Source organism: Luteibacter sp. TLI7-4A (genome assembly GCF_056754745.1).
The window spans coordinates 2373820-2387562 of the sequence record NZ_JBPGWO010000001.1 but is presented as its reverse complement, the minus strand read 5'-3'; the positions used below and the strand labels follow the sequence as shown (position 1 = coordinate 2387562).

Genomic DNA, 13743 nt, shown 5'->3' with positions numbered 1-13743 from the left:
GGACGAATGGTCTCAGGAGGTGGTTTCAGCGGGCTTTCCGGAAGCGACCGCAGGAAAATGCAGTTCGACGCGCAAACCTCCCGATGCCGCGTGGAGGAAGGCCACGCGCGCGGCGTGCCGTTCGGCGATGCTCTCGACGATGGCCAGGCCCAGGCCGGTACCGTCCTCGTCCCCGCCCGGAACGCGGAAAAAACGTTCGCCCAACTGGTCGAGGAAAGCATCCTCGACACCCGGCCCATCGTCCTCGACGGCCAGGACCACTTCCCCGTCGTCGCGGCGCAAGGACACCGTGACGGCGTGGCCGTGTCCGGCGTAGTGGAAGGCGTTGTCGACGAGGTTGTCGATCACCTCCTGCACCTGCAGCGCATCGGCACGGACGGGGCAGGCGCTGCCGTCGCTTTCATAGCCGAGGTCGACGCCGAGGGTGAGGGCCTGGTGCACGCGCATGGCCACGGCCTCGGGCACGACGCTGGCGAGGTCGATAATGGCCATGCCGTCGTGGTCGGGAAGGTCGGGCGACTGCGTGCGGGTGAGCGCGAGCAACTGTGCCGACGTGCGTGCCGCGCGTGCGGCGAGACGATGCACATGGCCGAGCGCATCCACGCGCTGTACCGGATCGTTCGTGGCTTCCAGCCGTTCGACGTGCAACTGGATGCCAGCCAGCGGCGTGCGTAACTGGTGCGCCGCGTCGGCGATGAAACGCTCTTGCAGGCCGAGCATGTTGCGCATGCGGGAGAACAGGTCGTCGATGGTGCGGGTGAGCGGCAGGATCTCCACCGGCACGTCTTCCTCGCCGATGGGACCCAGGTCGTGGCCGCGCTTGCCCAGCCGCGCCGTGAGCGGTTCCAGCACGCCCAGGCCATGGCGTACGCCGAACCAGACCAGGGACAGCACGGCGACGATCAACAGCGCCTGCATCGGCAGGGTGAGGAAAAGGATCTCGCGTGCGCGGGTATGGCGATCGCGCAGGTTCTCGGCGACGGTGATGGTGAGGACGTCACCCGGGTCCTGGTGGTTCGGTACGCGCATGATCGCCGCGCGCAGGGGGCGATGGCCGAGCGCCGTGTCGTACAGCTTCGGTGCCGCGTCGGTGGCCACCGCGGCGCCGGGCCCCTCCAGCTCCGCGTTGCCGATCATCCGGCCGTGGCGATCGCTGACCACGGCATAGTAGTTGCGCCCGTCCGGATCGTATTCGAGCAGGAAGCGCGCCTGCGCGGTCAGTTCGCCGCGCAGGGCATCGCTGCCGATCATTTCCGACAAGGTGAGGGCGGAATCGGAGAGGTCGGCGTCGTGCACGCGGTTGGAGTACGCCAGCGCCACGAAATAGCCGATGACGGCATCGAGCACGAGCACGCCGAGCACGGGGACGAGCAGGAAGGTCAGCAGGCGCCGGCGCAGGCTGGGACGCGCGGGGCGACGCGCCGCGGAGCGGCGTTCAGGCATCCGCGGTTTCTTCGAGCAGGTAGCCGAGTCCCCGGATCGTGCGCACGTTGGTACCCGAACCCTGGAGCTTCTTGCGCAAGCGGTGCAAGGCGATGTCCAGGCCGTTGTCGGTCAGGTCCTCGTCCCAGTTGCACAATGCCTCGACGAGCTGCGCGCGGCTGGTGACCTTGTCCGCGCGAGCGGCCAGGGCTTCGATGAGTCCGAATTCGCGGGCGGTCAGGTCGAGCGCGGTTTCGCCGATCCATGCCCGATGCCCGGGAATGTCGAGGCGCAGCCGGCCGATGCGGAATTCCGGCGTGCCGTTGCTGGTGCGCCGGCGGAGCAGGGCACGTACCCGGGCGTCGAATTCGGCCAGTGCGAACGGTTTCACCAGGTAATCGTCGGCGCCGAGGTCGAGCACGCGGACACGCTCCTTCAAACCCTCCCGCGCCGTCACGACCAGCACCGGCAGGCTCGCTCCACGCTTGCGCGCACGTGCCAGCACGTCGCTGCCGTCGAGCAGGGGCAACCCGAGGTCGAGCACGAGCAGGTCGTAATCATGGTCGCGCAGCGCGTGGTCCGCGCTGGACCCGTCGGTCACGTGGTCCACGGCATGGCCGCCCTGTTCGAGGGAGGCACGTACGGCCGCACCGATGGCGGCGTCGTCTTCGGCTAGGAGGATGCGCATGAGGGGCAAGGATACGCTCCGGGAAGGGCTGCGCGCATGCTGTCGCGGCAGGCTTTCGCGGCGCTTTCCCGTCTTTCATACCTTCGGCTTAACCCGTCTAATTGCGAACGATTCGCATTGTGGTTTACCATGGGGCATTCGGGACCATATCCAGGGGCGTTCCAGCACATGCGCGACACCGTCGACCGGCAACGCCGCGCGTTCTGGCTGAAGCACCTGCACCGGTGGCACTGGATCAGCTCCGCGGTTTCGCTGGTCGTATTGCTGTTGTTCTCGATCACCGGGTTCACGCTCAACCATGCCGCGCGGATCGAAGCTTCGCCTCGCGTGGAGCGGCATACGGCGACCCTGCCGGACGCCTTGCTGAAGCAGGTGGCCCGCACGGGCACGACATCCGCGCCGTTGCCGGCCCCCGTGGCGGCGTTCATCGCCGCGAACACCGGCGCGCCGGTCGGCGGTCGCGCGGGGGACTGGAGCGACGACGAAGTGTATGTGTCCCTGCCGCGGCCCGGTGGCGACGGCTGGGTCGGCATCGACCGCGAAACGGGCGAGGTGCAATACGAGACGACCGACCGGGGCTGGCTCGCGTACCTCAACGATCTGCACAAGGGCCGCAACACGGGGCCGGTGTGGAGCTGGTTCATCGACGTGTTCGCGCTGGCCTGCGTCGTCTTCGCGCTCACGGGGTTGCTCTTGCTCAAGATGCACGCGGGACAACGCGGCATGACCTGGCCGATGGTCGCGCTCGGCTTCGTGTTGCCGGTCGTCCTCGCACTCATTTTCATCCACTGACGGAAACCGCCATGCGACGCATCCTGCCGTTCGCCTCGTGTCTCGCGTTCGCCATGCCGACACTGGCTGCCGACATGAACCTCACCGTGGAGATTCCCACGCTCAAGGTGGCCGAATACCACCGGCCCTACGTGGCCGTGTGGATCGAGCGCGAGGACCACAGTGTCGCCGCGAATCTCGCTGTCTGGTACGACGTGAAGAAGGCCGGCGGCGAGGGCACGAAATGGCTGAAGGACATGCGCCAGTGGTGGCGACGTAGCGGCCGCGAGCAAACCATGCCGATCGACGGCGTGTCCGGCGCCACGCGCCCGGCCGGCCAGCACCAGTTGCGTTTCAGCGACGGCAAGCCGCCCCTGGGCACGCTCGCGCCGGGACACTACGAACTCGTGGTGGAGGCGGCGCGCGAGGTGGGCGGGCGTGAAGCACAACGGATTCCCTTCGACTGGCCGGCGAAGGTTCCCGTGCACCTGTCCGCCAGCGGCACGGAAGAACTCGGCCGGATCAGCCTCGACCTCAATCCCTAGAAACGGAGCCACCCGATGAAGCATGCATTCGTTCGCGCCGCGCTCGGCGTCGCCCTGGCCCTGCCGCTGGCCGCACAGGCGCACAAGATGTGGATGGTGCCGTCGGCCACCGTGATCTCCGGCGACGACGCCTGGGTGACGGTCGACGCGGCGATCTCCAACGATCTGTATTACCCGGACCACTTCCCCGCCCAACTCGACCAGCTGGTGGTCACCGCGCCGGACGGCTCCATGGTGAAGCCGGAAAACCCCTCGACGGGCAAGTACCGCAGCACGTTCGACCTCCCCGTTCCGCAGAAGGGAACCTACCGCCTCGCGCTGGTCAACCAGGGCCTGTTCGCGAACTACGAAGTGGACGGCCAGAAGAAGCGCTGGCGCGGCAAGCCGGAGGACGTCAGGACGGCCATACCGGCAAACGCGAAGAACGTGCAGCTGAGTGAGATGGCCTCGCGCGTGGAGACCTTCGTGACCCAGGGATCGCCGAGCGACGGTGCGCTCAAGCCCACGAACAAGGGACTCGAACTGGTGCCGGTCACCGAGCCGAACGATCTCGTGGCCGGCGAGAAGGCGACCTTCCAGCTGATCCTCGACGGCAAGCCCGCGGCGAACCTGAAGGTCGTCGCCATCAACGGCGCCACCCGCTACCGCAACGCGCAGGACGAGATGAACACGACCACCGACAAGGATGGCAAGTTCTCCTTCACCTGGCCGTCGGCGGGCATGTACTGGGTGAATGCCTCCACGGAGGACACGAAGACCTCGGTGAAGGAAGCGAAGCAGCGCCGCCTGGCCTACACGGCGACGCTGGAAGTGCTCCCGCAGTAAGCCGTGCCGACCGATCCTTCAACTGGATGGAAGCCGCTCCAGCGGCCGCTTTCCTCATCCTTGTGGGAGCCGCTTCAGCGGCGATCCCGCGGCAGCGGGCCAGTTCTTCGCAAGCACCCATCGCCGCTGAAGCGGCTCCCACAATGTGTCCGGGGGATAGCGGCGTTGATCTTCGCCTTCGCGGTGTCGGTGGCTTTCGCTGCCTCCGTCAAGGACATACGCCGCTTCGAAGGCGAGACGATGGGCACGACCTGGTCGGTCAATGCCGTGTTGCCGGACGGCGCGGACGGTCGTGCCATCGAACGCGGCATCCAGTCCGAAGTGGACCGCGTCGTCGCCCAGATGAGCACATACGAACCGGACTCCGACCTCAGCCGCTTCAACCGCGCGCCGGCCGGCACGTGGCAGACGCTGCCGCCGGAGTTCTTCACCGTGCTTCGTTACGCACTGTCGCTGGCGAAGGAGTCGAACGGCGCCTACGACCCCACGGTGGGGCCGTTGGTCAACCTCTGGGGTTTCGGTCCGGACAAGCGTCCGCACGACGCGCCGGACGCCGCCGCGATCGCCGCGGCGCGCGCACGGGTGGGTTGGTCGAAGATCGAGCTGGACGAGGCGAACCGGCGCGCGTTCCAACCGGGCGGCGTCTATGTGGACCTTTCATCGGTGGCGAAGGGTTTCGGCGTCGACCAGGTCGCGCGGTTCCTCGATCGCTCGGGGGTGCGGAACTACCTGGTGGAGGTCGGTGGGGAGTTGCGCGCCAGCGGCCGGAAGCCCGACGGTTCGCCCTGGCACGTGGGTATCGAGCGCCCGGGTGCGGCGGCGGGCGCCGTCGACAGTCCGGATGAAGTGCAGCGCATCGTCTCGTTGACCGGCAAGGCCATCGCCACTTCCGGGGACTACCGGCACTTCTTCGAGAGCGGCGGGAAGTTCTTCTCGCACCACATCGATCCGCGTACGGGCTATCCCGTGGCGCATCGCGTGGCATCGGTAAGCATCGTCGCGGACGACTGCATGCACGCGGACCCGCTGGGTACCGCGATGACGGTCCTGGGCCCCGAGGAAGGCATGGCCTATGCGAAGCGCCATGGCATCGCCGCGCTCTTCATCGTGTACGGCGAGGACGGCCGGTTCGAGGAGCGGATGTCGCCGGCCTTCAGGGAAATGTCGAAACCATGAGCGCCATGGCCGCCGCCGCGCTGGTGCTCGCATGGGTGGCGTTCACCATGGCCTTCGTCCGTCGTCGTCCCGTCGCGGGGGAGATCCACGAGGGCGGCGGCGTCCTGATCGTCCATGCCTCGCAAACCGGCTTCGCCACCGAACTGGCTTCGCGCACGGTGGACATGGTCCACGCGGGTGGCCTCGCCGTCGACCTGCGCGCCATGGACGCATTGACGCCGGCCATGCTGGAGCGAACCTCGCGGGCGTTGTTCATCGTCAGCACGACGGGCGAAGGCGACGCGCCCGACGTGGCCGGCCTGTTCCGCGAGCGCAGCATGCGGGCGCCGCTTGCGTTACACGGCTTGAGCTACGGGATACTTGCCCTCGGCGATCGCGACTATGACGATTTCTGCGCCTTCGGCCGCGATCTCGATCAATGGCTACACGCCAGTGGGGCCATGCCGCTATTCGACCGTGTGGAAGTGGACAACTGTGATGAAGGCGCCCTGCGCCACTGGCAACACCATGTGGCGCACCTGTCGGGCGTGACCGCCATGGCGGACTGGAGCCGCCCGGCGTATCGGCGCTGGCGCCTGGCGGAACGGCGCCTGCTGAATCCGGGAAGCGTGGGTGGACGGTGTTACCACATCGCGCTGGTGCCGGAAGATGAAGACGATCCGACATGGGAAGCGGGCGACATCGTCGAGATCGGCCCACGTAGCGCACGTGGGGATGAAACGGTCCTGCCGCATCGCGAGTATTCCATCGCGTCGCTACCGGAGGATGGCGCGCTCCATCTCGTGGTGCGGCAGATGCGTGCGGAGGACGGCACGCTTGGAATCGGCTCCGGTTGGTTGACCGCGCATGCGATGGTGGGCGATCCGATCGACGTGCGTGTACGCCGGAACGCGGGATTCCATGCGCCCGCCGACGACCGGCCGTTGTTGCTGGTCGGTAACGGCACGGGCATCGCCGGCCTGCGCGCCTTGCTCAAGGCGCGCCTGGCAAAGGGTCATCTGCGTAACTGGGTGATCTATGGTGAACGCCACGCACGCGCGGATCGTCTGCACGTGGACGACCTGGAGCGTTGGTACGAGGCCGGTGGCATCGAGCGGCTCGACCTGGTCTGGTCGCGCGAGGCCCGCGGCGCCCGTTACGTGCAGGACCGGCTGCGCATCGCGGCGGACGGTCTGCGACGCTTCGTGGACGAAGGCGCCAGCATCTACGTATGTGGCAGCCTCGCCGGAATGGCGCCCGGCGTGGACGGGGTGTTGCGTGATGTCCTGGGCGATGCGGCGGTGAGCGAACTGGCGGCTGCCGGCCGCTACCGCCGCGACGTGTACTGACCCGTATCAGGTAACGACCAGACGCACCTTGCCGTCGTGCATGCCGTCGAAGCGCAGCGCCGCCAGGTCGGTCACCCATTCGACGTTTTCCGGGATCTCGCCGGGATGGTCGCCCGCGATCGCGATCACCCGCGCGCCGGCGGCGAGGCCTGCGTCGATGCCTGCCTTCGCGTCCTCGAATACGAGGCAATCCTTCGGAGACGCACCCATGCGCATCGCGCCCAGCAGGTAGCCCTCGGGATCGGGCTTGCCGTTGGTGACGATCTCGCCGGTGACCATGAGCGGCGGGGGCACGATGCCCGCGGCGCCGAGCCGGGCCTTCGCCAGCACGGTGTCGGCCGAGGTCACGATCGTCCAGGCTTCGGGCGGCAGGGACGCCAGCAATTCCAGGGCGCCGGCGATAGGCACGATGCCATCCACGTCCTCGACTTCCTCGCGATACAGCCGTTCGTATACCGCGTCGACATCCATGCCCGGCTTCACGAACATGCGCACGGAATCCAGCATGCGCACCCCGTGCAGGCGCGGCAGCACGTAATGCCAGTCGATGCCGTTCTCGTCGCACCAGCGTTTCCAGATCTTCTCGACCACGACACGCGAATCGATCAGCGTTCCATCCATATCGAACAGCAGGGCGCTGGTTTCGATGAGCGTGCCCGTTTCAAGTCGCATGATGCCTCCGGCAGGTGAAAACCCATCACCATACCGGAGCATCGTCGTCGCGTCAGCGCGCCACCTGGGCCGCGTGGTTGCGAATGGCTTCGGCGAGGATGGCATCCACTTCCTTGCTCGCCTTCCGCGACGCTTCGGCTTGCCGGCGGCCCCATTCGGCCTGGACACGGCCTTGTTCCGCGCGGACCCGGCCGATGTCGGCCATCTTCTGTGCGATGGCCGCCTGCTCCTTGCCGATGGCGGCATGGCCGGCCGCATAGGCGGCGCGATCGGTCGGTACCCTCGGATCGCTTTCCTGTACCGCCAGCTCGGCCTGCCGCTGGGCGAGCTTGGCCATCTGTTCGTTCAGCACGGCTTGTTCGCCGTCGAGCTCGGCCTGCTTGTCGGCGCTCATCCTGGCACCTTCGGCCGGCTGCGCACTGCGGGCGTAGGCGTCACGGATGCGCTTCACATAGGCCGGATCCTTCAGCACCCAGGCTTGTTTGCCTTCGCGGTACCAGACGAAGTCGCCGGCGCCGTCGCGTGCCGCCTCGGCACGGCGGAAGTCGCTGCCGCTGCCGTTCATGACATGGACGTCGTCGCTGAAGAAGATGAACGACCGGTCGGGATTGCCGCCCTGCACGGTGATGGTTTCCATCGGTGCCATGGGTGCCGGGGGAGCCGCCGGCGGTACGGGCGCGGGGCTTGCCATGGGTGCTGGCGCCGCAGGTGCCGCCGGAGCTGGCCCGGGCGGTGCGGGCGTAGGGGGCGGGGTCGGCGCCGCCGGACGGTAATCATCTTGCGTGGCCGTACCGGTGTCGGCGGCGACGACGCGCCAGGGGATCACGCCCACGACCGCGATGGCGGCGACGAGGCACCAGGTGAGCGCGCGCGGGGGCGCGTCGGTAGCTTGACCGAGCATGTCGAGTCTCCTTTTCAGCGTGCGGAATGTGGGGGACGCGCCCGGCAGGGCATGGTGCGGATGCGGGGCGACGCCGAGACGGAGCAACAGACGTCCATACGTCCGCGGCGCCTGCCGGCCTCGGGACAGCACCAGCGCATCGCAAGCCGCCTCGCGGCAGAGGGCGTATTCGCGGGTGGCCAGATGGGCCAGCGGATGGAAGAAGAACAGCGTGCGCGCGAGTGCCGGCACGCAGCCCATGACAAGGTCGCCGCGACGCACGTGGGCGAGTTCGTGCATCAAGGCCATTTCCAGCTCCTCGTCGTCGAGCCGGTCGTCGAGGGGTAGCAGGATGGTGGGGCGCCACAGGCCCACCACCTGCGGCGAATCCACTTCCGCGGATACCGCCAGGCGAGGCGAGCGGCGCAAGCCGAGTTCACGGGCGCGGCGGGCGCAAAGCGTCTCGACGCGTACATCCTCGTGCGCCATGGCCCGCCGCAACACCGCGGACAGCCTTGCCCAGCGTACGGCGGCGACGATCAGTTGCAGCGCCACGGCGAGCATCCATGCGCCGAGCAACACCATGCTCAAGGAGAGCGCTCCCGACGGCGGCGCCACGTCGGCGGGCAGCGCCGCGTCGCCGATCGCGATGGGCGCGGTCAGCAGCACGTCGCGCACCGGCGCGGTCGAAGGAAGCAGGGGGAGGGCGAACGGGGCGGGACAGGCGATGCCGATGAGCAACTGCGCGCCCAGCAGCCACCAGAGCGTGCTGCGTGCCGCCGCGGAAAGGGCGGGGAATAAACGACACGCCGCATAGACCACGCCGGCGAGCAACAAGGCCTGCACCGAGGCGAACGCCAGGCGCGAAAGCAGGATATCCAGGAAGGCATCCATGTCAGCGCCCCTTGCGCCGCGACTGCAGCGTACCGACCAGGGCTTCGAGTTCCGCCAGTTCGGCATCGCTGACTTGCCCGCGCTCGGACATCCAGGCGACGAAGGGCGACACCGAACCCTGCAAGGTTCTTTCGACGAAACGGCCGACGGCACCGGTCATCACTTCGCCCGCGCCATTGGTCGCGCTGTAGCGAAAGCTGTTGTCGACCTTGCGGCGGGTGAGGTAACCCTTCGCCCTGAGCCGTTCCATCATGGTCAGGACGGTGGAACGCGCGAGGCCGCGTGCCTCGCCGAAGCCCGCGCAGACCTCGGCCACGGAACTCTTCGGTGCTTCCTCGATGTACTGCAGGAGGGCGAGCTCCTGGTCACCGATGGTCTTCTTGCTCATGCCGCCGCTCCTGACTACAGATGTAGGCAGCGTGCGCCTGACGACAGTTGTAGTCAAGCATGACTTGCGGCAGGGGTGATGTGCGGCAGGGCTGATGTGATGTGGTGCGGAGGGGGCGATGAAGAGGTGTTGTGGGAGCCGACCTTGTCGGCGATGGGTGCTCGCAGTGACCTGGCCCGCTGCCGCGGGATCGCCGACAAGGTCGGCTCCCACCAAAACTATCCCAGCAGGGGTCTTCCACGGTCACCAACAAAAAAGCCCCCGCCATGAGCGGGGGCTTTCGGTTACCTGGTCGGACGCGGTGGACGAACCACCGCGTGGAATCAGGCGGCCGCGTCCTTGAGCTTCTTCAGCGGACGGACCTTGACCTTGACCGAAGCGGGCTTGGCGGCGAACCAGCGCTCTTCACCCGTGAACGGGTCCTTGCCCTTGCGCTTCGGCTTCGCCGGGACGGCAACCGAGGTGATCTTCAGCAGGCCGGGCAGCGTGAACGTGCCAGCGCCCTTCTTGTGGACGGACGCGGAGATCGCGCCTTCCAGCGAGGCCAGAACGGCCTTCACGCTCTTGCTGTCGACACCGCTCTGCTCGACGATGTGCGAGACGAGCGACGACTTCGACAGCGGATCCTTGATCGGCTTGAGGGCGGCCGGCGCCTTCGCAGCCTTGGCGGGAGCCTTGGCAGCGGCCTTCTTCGCCGCCGTTTTGGTGGTCTTGGCCATGGTTATCCTTGTCACTTTGATCGAATGAGGCGGCCGTTCCGGCCGATGCCCAGCGGGCGACTCACTCTAGCGTTGCTTTCGTCCGCTGAAAATAGGGTCCGCGAAGTTTTTTTGCATTTCGACCCCTTTTTTTCAGGGGCCGGTTGATGCAATGCGGAAAAGGCCTCGCTTCATATGCCCGCATACCACTCGTAACCATTGTCTTCCCAGTACCCGCCATTGCCTTCGCCGATGTCCGCGAAGGAGGAGACCAGTTCGATCCGGCGCAGGTACTTGGCGTGCTTGTAACCGAGCTGCCGTTCCACGCGCAGACGCAACGGCGCGCCATTGGCCACGGGCAGGTCGCCGCCGTTGAGGCCATAGGCCAGCAGGGTCTGCGGGTGGCGTGCCTCGTCCAGGTCGATGCTCTCGTAGTAGGGCGTGTCGTCCTCGTAGTTATCGAAGCAATGGAAGACGACGTAGCGGGCGCCTGGTTTCGCGCCGACATGGTCGAGCACGGAAGCCAGCGGCGTGCCGGTCCATTTGCCGATGACGCTCCAGCCCTCGACGCAGTCGTGGCGGGTAATCTGCGTGCGCGTGCCGAGGGCTTTCAGGTCCTCGATGGAGAGGCGTGAAGGACGTTCGACCATGCCGTCCACCTCGAGGCGATAGTCGGCGAAGCCGTTGCGCAGGAGCGCCTGGTATGCCGGCGTGTCGGGCAGGATGCTTCCATTCGGCTTGAATACCGCTGAGATATCGGCCTCCGTGTATTCCCTGGCCAGGGCACGCGAGGGCGAAAGAAAGCGCTGCACGCGGCGGGTCACCGCCTCGGCGGATTCCAGCACCTTCGCGCCGGTGTCGCTTTCCGAAACGCGGTCGCAACCGGTCAGCACGGCGCCCCCCAGGGCGAGCACGGTGTTGCGCAGGAATGCCCGGCGATCAGTCATGATGGGTCTCCCGTCGTTCCTCGCGAATCCGGTACCAACCGGTGATCATCCCGCGCAACTGGTTCAGCGGGCCGCTCACCAGCACTTCGAAGACGTGCACGAGCACGAAGGCCACGAAGGCCGTGGCGATGACGAAATGGATCGTCCGTGCGGATTGTCGACCGCCCACGGCATCGACCAGCCAGTGCAGCACCGCGTCCATGCGCGGCGACATGGCGATGCCCATCAGCACGATGCCCCCGCCGAAGACGAAGATCGCCAGCAGGTAGGCCACCCGCTGGAGCACGTTGTATCGAAGGGCTTCCTCGCCTTGCGGATGGCGGAAGCGCAGGTGGTCCAGGATCGAACGGCCGATGCCGCGCCAGTCGGCCCGCGTGGGGACGAGGTCGCGGGTGAGGTGCCGGCTGGCGAGCGACCAGCCGACATAGGCGATGCCGTTGGCGACGAACAGCCAGGCGAAGAAGAAGTGCCAACGCCGGCCCATCGCGAGCCACGCCGGTCCCGGAATGGTTGCCCAGGCGGGGAAGCCGCGAGCGGTCCATTCACCATCGACCTTCGATGCGCCGAGGACCCCGGTGGTATCGAACGCATGCGTGCCGATGCGGGTGGTTCCGCGCGGGTTTCCCTGCGCATCCTGACCGCCTTCGAGGGCGAGCACGGCCTTGCCGGGATCGGAACGGTCGCCCCAGTAAAGCGCGGGGTGGGCATTGAATATCTGCAGGCCGCTGCCGAGCAGCACGCAGAGGCAGACCACGTTGATCCAGTGCATCACGCGCACCGGCCAGCGGTGGCGGTAGACGAGGCGGGTGGCGGTCATGGCGATTCCCTGGCGGGTGGTCCGGAGTATGACCGGGGAAAGGCCCGTTTTCTTGCAGCCGCTACCTGGATGGGTGCTGCGGGCCGTCCAGCAGACCGGCGGCCACGGCCCGGACCACGGCCGCTTCGTCGTCGAGGTCTTCACCGAGCTCGTCGGCGCGAACGGCATGCGGCGGAACCTGCGCCCAGAGACGCCGGAATCCCGTGTCGCCGGCAAGTGCCGTCGCGCGCGCCAGGGTCGACGCACGGAGGACAGCCGGGACACCCTGAGCATCGCCATAGGCGCTGACGGTGTCGCGGCTGTCGTCGTGCGCCGCGAGCAGCGCGGCGAAGTGCGAGGCCATCAGGGCGGGCTGGTCGACGACCGCCAGCAGGACCGGCCGGTCACGGCCGTGCAACGCGTGCGCCGCCAACTGCAGGGACGATGCCATGCCGGTCGTCCACGCGGGATTGGCGACGATTTCCACATCGTACGGAGCCAGGGCCGCCGTGACGGCGTCCTGGTGGGCACCCACGATCACCAGCGCCCGTGATGGCCGCGTACCCAGCGCGAGCCGCGCCACGCGAGCGACGAGCGGCTCGCCGCCCATCGTCAGCAGTTGTTTGGGACGGCCGAGGCGGCGGCTGCCACCCGCGGCCAGGATCACGGCGTCGTGCGCGACCGTCACGCCTGGCGAGCGCGGTCGCGCTGGCAGACCTGGGCGATGATCGAAAACGCGATGCCGTGGGGCGTCTGCGCGCCGATGGGCAGTCCTGCCGGCAGGTTCAGGCGGTGCAGGTCGTGCTCACCCACCCCATCGTCCTTCAACCGCTGGACACGCGAGGCGATCTTGTTCCGGCTACCCAGCACGCCTACCGCGAAGGCCGGGGAACGAAGCGCGTGGACCGCCACGGCGTGATCCACCTCGGCGTCATGACTGAGGGAGTAGATGGCGGTTCGTTCGTCCACGGCCAGGTCGGCCAGCGCCACCGGCAGCGCGCGGGCGTCGTAACCGGCGAGCGTGACGCCCTCCGGCGGCCGCGCCGGGCCGTGCGGTCGAAGGAGCACGACTTCGATACCGACGAAGGGCGCGAGCGTCGCCACCGCCAGCGTGACCGGATCGCCACCGACGGCGACCAGGCGCAGCGGTGGCCGGTGCACGGTCGCATAGGTACCGGCATCGCCGGCGTGCACACCGTCTTCGACGCGCCAGCCGCCGTCGGTTGCATCGCTCAGGACGGTGACCGTGCGCCGCGCGCGGCGGGCCAGCGCAAGCGAATTAACATACGCGGAGGGCTCGCGCAGTTCACGAACGAAGATGCCGATGCGGCCTCCGCAACTCAGCTGGATGTCGATGACCGGGCTGCCGACGCCGTAATCGAGCAGGCGGGGATGGCCGTCCGCCAGGACCATGGCGGCCTCGCTGGCCACGGCGGCCTCCACGCAGCCACCGGACACGTAGCCGGCGACGCGGCCATCCGCCGTGATCGCCATTTCGCTGCCCAAGGGGCGTGGCGACGGGCCGTCGATGCTTACCAGCGTGGCGAGGACGACCCGCCCGGCGCGCGCGAATTCGCGTAGCGGCGGCAGCAGGTCCTCGACGAGGGCATAGTCGGGCCATTCGGGCCATGCGGCTGCGACGAAGGGATGCAAGGCGCTCATGGGCGAAGTCTGGCACGATTGGGTACGAAGGTCGCGACCGGGCCGGAACAC

At 67.8% G+C, this 13743-nt stretch carries 15 protein-coding genes; 5 read left to right on the top strand and 10 right to left on the bottom strand.

Features of this window, described 5'->3' with window-relative positions; translation table 11 throughout:
* Positions 1 to 12: 12 nt before the first annotated feature.
* The gene (locus ACR9Y6_RS10570; RefSeq protein WP_481281238.1) at positions 13 to 1443 is read right to left on the bottom strand and encodes a sensor histidine kinase; all 1431 of its coding nucleotides are present in this window, start codon (positions 1441 to 1443) and stop codon (positions 13 to 15) included.
* Positions 1436 to 2110, bottom strand: coding sequence for a response regulator (locus ACR9Y6_RS10565; RefSeq protein ID WP_481281237.1), 675 nt, complete (start codon positions 2108 to 2110; stop codon positions 1436 to 1438). The genes ACR9Y6_RS10570 and ACR9Y6_RS10565 overlap by 8 nt, the downstream gene beginning before the upstream one ends.
* A gap of 168 nt (positions 2111 to 2278) precedes the next feature.
* On the opposite strand from ACR9Y6_RS10565, the gene ACR9Y6_RS10560 reads away from it, so the two are divergent.
* The 5 genes from ACR9Y6_RS10560 to ACR9Y6_RS10540 all read left to right on the top strand — a co-directional run bounded on the left by ACR9Y6_RS10560 (position 2279) and on the right by ACR9Y6_RS10540 (position 6755).
* Positions 2279 to 2902, top strand: a complete 624-nt coding sequence (locus ACR9Y6_RS10560; RefSeq protein WP_481281236.1) for a PepSY-associated TM helix domain-containing protein — start codon at positions 2279 to 2281, stop codon at positions 2900 to 2902.
* Between the two features lie 11 nt (positions 2903 to 2913).
* Positions 2914 to 3426, top strand: coding sequence for a DUF2271 domain-containing protein (locus ACR9Y6_RS10555; RefSeq protein ID WP_481281235.1), 513 nt, complete (start codon positions 2914 to 2916; stop codon positions 3424 to 3426).
* 15 nt (positions 3427 to 3441) lie between these two features.
* The gene (locus tag ACR9Y6_RS10550; RefSeq protein ID WP_481281234.1) at positions 3442 to 4251 is read left to right on the top strand and encodes a DUF4198 domain-containing protein; all 810 of its coding nucleotides are present in this window, start codon (positions 3442 to 3444) and stop codon (positions 4249 to 4251) included.
* Between the two features lie 189 nt (positions 4252 to 4440).
* Entirely contained in the window at positions 4441 to 5427 is a 987-nt protein-coding gene (locus ACR9Y6_RS10545) for an FAD:protein FMN transferase (RefSeq protein ID WP_481282717.1), read from the top strand.
* Positions 5424 to 6755, top strand: a complete 1332-nt coding sequence (locus tag ACR9Y6_RS10540) for a sulfite reductase subunit alpha (protein WP_481281233.1) — start codon at positions 5424 to 5426, stop codon at positions 6753 to 6755. The genes ACR9Y6_RS10545 and ACR9Y6_RS10540 overlap by 4 nt, the downstream gene beginning before the upstream one ends.
* 6 nt (positions 6756 to 6761) lie before the next feature.
* Here the strand turns inward: ACR9Y6_RS10540 and ACR9Y6_RS10535 are convergent, their stop codons facing one another.
* The 8 genes from ACR9Y6_RS10535 to ACR9Y6_RS10500 all read right to left on the bottom strand — a co-directional run bounded on the left by ACR9Y6_RS10535 (position 6762) and on the right by ACR9Y6_RS10500 (position 13692).
* Positions 6762 to 7427, bottom strand: coding sequence for an HAD-IA family hydrolase (locus ACR9Y6_RS10535; RefSeq protein ID WP_481281232.1), 666 nt, complete (start codon positions 7425 to 7427; stop codon positions 6762 to 6764).
* Positions 7428 to 7479: 52 nt separating this feature from the next.
* Positions 7480 to 9201, bottom strand: coding sequence for a M56 family metallopeptidase (locus tag ACR9Y6_RS10530; protein ID WP_481281231.1), 1722 nt, complete (start codon positions 9199 to 9201; stop codon positions 7480 to 7482).
* Position 9202: 1 nt separating this feature from the next.
* Complete coding sequence (locus ACR9Y6_RS10525; protein WP_481281230.1) at positions 9203 to 9589, bottom strand: BlaI/MecI/CopY family transcriptional regulator; 387 nt, start codon at positions 9587 to 9589, stop codon at positions 9203 to 9205.
* A gap of 323 nt (positions 9590 to 9912) precedes the next feature.
* On the bottom strand, positions 9913 to 10308 hold the full coding sequence (locus ACR9Y6_RS10520; protein WP_481281229.1) for an HU family DNA-binding protein: 396 nt from the start codon (positions 10306 to 10308) through the stop codon (positions 9913 to 9915).
* A gap of 170 nt (positions 10309 to 10478) precedes the next feature.
* Complete coding sequence (locus ACR9Y6_RS10515) at positions 10479 to 11234, bottom strand: molybdopterin-binding protein (RefSeq protein WP_481281228.1); 756 nt, start codon at positions 11232 to 11234, stop codon at positions 10479 to 10481.
* Positions 11227 to 12051: a cytochrome b/b6 domain-containing protein gene (locus ACR9Y6_RS10510; RefSeq protein ID WP_481281227.1), complete on the bottom strand. Its 825-nt coding sequence runs from the start codon at positions 12049 to 12051 to the stop codon at positions 11227 to 11229. The genes ACR9Y6_RS10515 and ACR9Y6_RS10510 overlap by 8 nt, the downstream gene beginning before the upstream one ends.
* Positions 12052 to 12112: 61 nt before the next feature.
* Complete coding sequence (locus ACR9Y6_RS10505; RefSeq protein ID WP_481281226.1) at positions 12113 to 12718, bottom strand: nucleotidyltransferase family protein; 606 nt, start codon at positions 12716 to 12718, stop codon at positions 12113 to 12115.
* Positions 12715 to 13692 (bottom strand): XdhC family protein, encoded by a 978-nt coding sequence (locus ACR9Y6_RS10500; RefSeq protein ID WP_481281225.1) that lies wholly within the window; start codon positions 13690 to 13692, stop codon positions 12715 to 12717. Before ACR9Y6_RS10500 ends, ACR9Y6_RS10505 begins: the two co-directional genes overlap by 4 nt.
* Positions 13693 to 13743: the final 51 nt, after the last annotated feature.

Excerpts from the sequence above, each read along its gene's own strand:
- ACR9Y6_RS10550 (WP_481281234.1), top strand. The coding sequence starts at position 3,442 with ATGAAGCATGCATTCGTTCGCGCCGCGCTCGGCGTCGCCCTGGCCCTG.
- ACR9Y6_RS10515 (WP_481281228.1), bottom strand. The coding sequence starts at position 11,234 with ATGACTGATCGCCGGGCATTCCTGCGCAACACCGTGCTCGCCCTGGGG.
- ACR9Y6_RS10540 (WP_481281233.1), top strand. The coding sequence starts at position 5,424 with ATGAGCGCCATGGCCGCCGCCGCGCTGGTGCTCGCATGGGTGGCGTTC.
- ACR9Y6_RS10510 (WP_481281227.1), bottom strand. The coding sequence starts at position 12,051 with ATGACCGCCACCCGCCTCGTCTACCGCCACCGCTGGCCGGTGCGCGTG.
- ACR9Y6_RS10520 (WP_481281229.1), bottom strand. The coding sequence starts at position 10,308 with ATGGCCAAGACCACCAAAACGGCGGCGAAGAAGGCCGCTGCCAAGGCT.
- ACR9Y6_RS10535 (WP_481281232.1), bottom strand. The coding sequence starts at position 7,427 with ATGCGACTTGAAACGGGCACGCTCATCGAAACCAGCGCCCTGCTGTTC.
- ACR9Y6_RS10565 (WP_481281237.1), bottom strand. The coding sequence starts at position 2,110 with ATGCGCATCCTCCTAGCCGAAGACGACGCCGCCATCGGTGCGGCCGTA.
- ACR9Y6_RS10555 (WP_481281235.1), top strand. The coding sequence starts at position 2,914 with ATGCGACGCATCCTGCCGTTCGCCTCGTGTCTCGCGTTCGCCATGCCG.
- ACR9Y6_RS10560 (WP_481281236.1), top strand. The coding sequence starts at position 2,279 with ATGCGCGACACCGTCGACCGGCAACGCCGCGCGTTCTGGCTGAAGCAC.
- ACR9Y6_RS10500 (WP_481281225.1), bottom strand. The coding sequence starts at position 13,692 with ATGAGCGCCTTGCATCCCTTCGTCGCAGCCGCATGGCCCGAATGGCCC.
- ACR9Y6_RS10530 (WP_481281231.1), bottom strand. The coding sequence starts at position 9,201 with ATGGATGCCTTCCTGGATATCCTGCTTTCGCGCCTGGCGTTCGCCTCG.
- ACR9Y6_RS10525 (WP_481281230.1), bottom strand. The coding sequence starts at position 9,589 with ATGAGCAAGAAGACCATCGGTGACCAGGAGCTCGCCCTCCTGCAGTAC.
- ACR9Y6_RS10570 (WP_481281238.1), bottom strand. The coding sequence starts at position 1,443 with ATGCCTGAACGCCGCTCCGCGGCGCGTCGCCCCGCGCGTCCCAGCCTG.